Source organism: Halogeometricum sp. CBA1124, from assembly GCF_009741955.1.
Classification (GTDB): domain Archaea; phylum Halobacteriota; class Halobacteria; order Halobacteriales; family Haloferacaceae; genus Halogeometricum; species Halogeometricum rufum.
Map to the genome: position 1 here is coordinate 1 of NZ_WPCD01000349.1, position 1,570 is coordinate 1,570.

2 protein-coding genes and 1 pseudogene are annotated in these 1,570 nt (G+C 72.8%); 2 read left to right on the forward strand and 1 reads right to left on the reverse strand.

What is annotated here, in order from left to right:
* A pseudogene (locus GJ632_RS21385) lies at positions 1-461 on the reverse strand (cell division protein); the annotation flags it as partial.
* A gap of 76 nt (positions 462-537) precedes the next feature.
* On the opposite strand from GJ632_RS21385, the gene GJ632_RS21390 reads away from it, so the two are divergent.
* Together GJ632_RS21390 and GJ632_RS22660 are read left to right on the forward strand one after the other, a co-directional pair.
* Positions 538-1,191 (forward strand): hypothetical protein, encoded by a 654-nt coding sequence (locus GJ632_RS21390; RefSeq protein WP_231751751.1) that lies wholly within the window; start codon positions 538-540, stop codon positions 1,189-1,191.
* Positions 1,188-1,496 (forward strand): hypothetical protein, encoded by a 309-nt coding sequence (locus tag GJ632_RS22660; protein WP_197428149.1) that lies wholly within the window; start codon positions 1,188-1,190, stop codon positions 1,494-1,496. Before GJ632_RS21390 ends, GJ632_RS22660 begins: the two co-directional genes overlap by 4 nt.
* Positions 1,497-1,570: the final 74 nt, after the last annotated feature.

Below are 1,570 nucleotides of genomic sequence, written 5' to 3' on the forward strand. Positions count from 1 at the left end.
ACGTCTGGAACGACCGCGCGGCGTTGAGGGTGTAGATACCGCCCTCGTCCACCGCCCGGCAGGACGCCGAGTCCGTAGACTGGCTCTGTGTAGATTTCGTTTCAAGTGTTTCGCTAATACCGGGCGCGCCACCGCTGCCCGGTGCCGCCGCCGAGTCCGGCGACGACGAAGATGGCCTCCGCCTCGGCGGTGACGCGGCCGTCGAGGGCGGACAGCACCTCTCGCTTGTCGGCCTGCATGACCTCCGCGCCGAGTTCGTTGTCGCCGCCGACCCCGTGGCCCTTCACGCGGTCCTGCCCGACGAGAATCGTCTCGAACGGGATGTCGCGGAGGTCGGCCTCGGCGGAGTTGACGGCGACTGCGTCGAGTATCGCGCCGAACCCCATTCGATCGTCGAACGCGACCAGTTCGCGGGTGAGTTTCCCGCCGGCCTGGCCGACGCCTATCAGGACGGTCTTCATATCCGACGAATCGGGAGTACCTACCTTCAACTTTCCCCACCGAGGCCTTTTATCGGATGACGGGGCCAGTCGCCCCATGCCCGACGACACGACCGACCTCGCGACGCTCGCCTCCCGCCTCGACGCCGTCGAACGCGCCCTGACCGACGAGAACGCCGCGGCGCGTTCGACCACCGGCGGCGACTCGGCCGCCGACCCGTCGACGGACGCTCCCGCGACCGTCGCGGAACTCGAACGTTCGGTCGCGGAACTCGAACGCTCGGTCGCCGACCTGTCCGCCGAACTCGACGCGGTTCGGGGACTGCTGGGCGGCGTTCGGGCGGTGAACGACTCCGTCGAACGCCGCGCGGACCTCGCACTCTCGCTCGTCGAACGCCTCGCTCGGGACCGCGAAGCGGACGGGCTGGTCGCCGAACGCCTGCCGGACGAGGCGGCGTCGTCGGTGGACCCGGCGGACGCGTTCGGCGCGCCGCCGACGCGGACGAGTCCGACGGCGGGTCGCTCGCCGCCCGCCTGCGCGAGGCGCTGTGAAGTGATTCGCGTCGTCCTCGCGGCGGTTCTCACCACGGCGGTGCTCGCCGCGTCGCTGCCGGCGGTCGAGGACGCGCGGGCCCGACCGGACGGCGACGGCGATAGACGCCTCGACCGAACGGCTCTCGGCCACCGGGTCGGCACTCGCGTTCGAGTCCGACCCCGCGGGACCCCGCCGTCGCGCCGACGCGCGCGGTGACGTTCTCGCTCCTGCCGCCGACGTGGACGACTGCGGGCGTCCGTTTCGTCGCCGTCGGCGGGCCGCCGGACGGCCCCGGCAACCGGTCGGTCGTGACGTACGCCGTCGGCGACGGCCGGCCGACGACCCGGCGACTGTCGGTGCCGCTTCCGCTCCGGACACCCGACGGACCGGTCGTCCTCCCGGGGGCGCGGCGACCGGTCGGTGACGGTGTCGCTCCGGCGACGCCCGCCGGTCCCGTCCTCGTCGTCGGCCGCCCCACCGCCGACGGGGCCGCCGAGTCGGCGGGTCGCGCCGCCGCCTGAGATTTAAATACGGAGACGCGGCCAGCGCCCCCATGCCACTCGACTTCACCGGCGTCGTCGCCGCCGCGAGTGCG

Coding starts and splice junctions, on each gene's coding strand:
- GJ632_RS21390 (WP_231751751.1), top strand. CDS start 538: ATGCCCGACGACACGACCGACCTCGCGACGCTCGCCTCCCGCCTCGAC.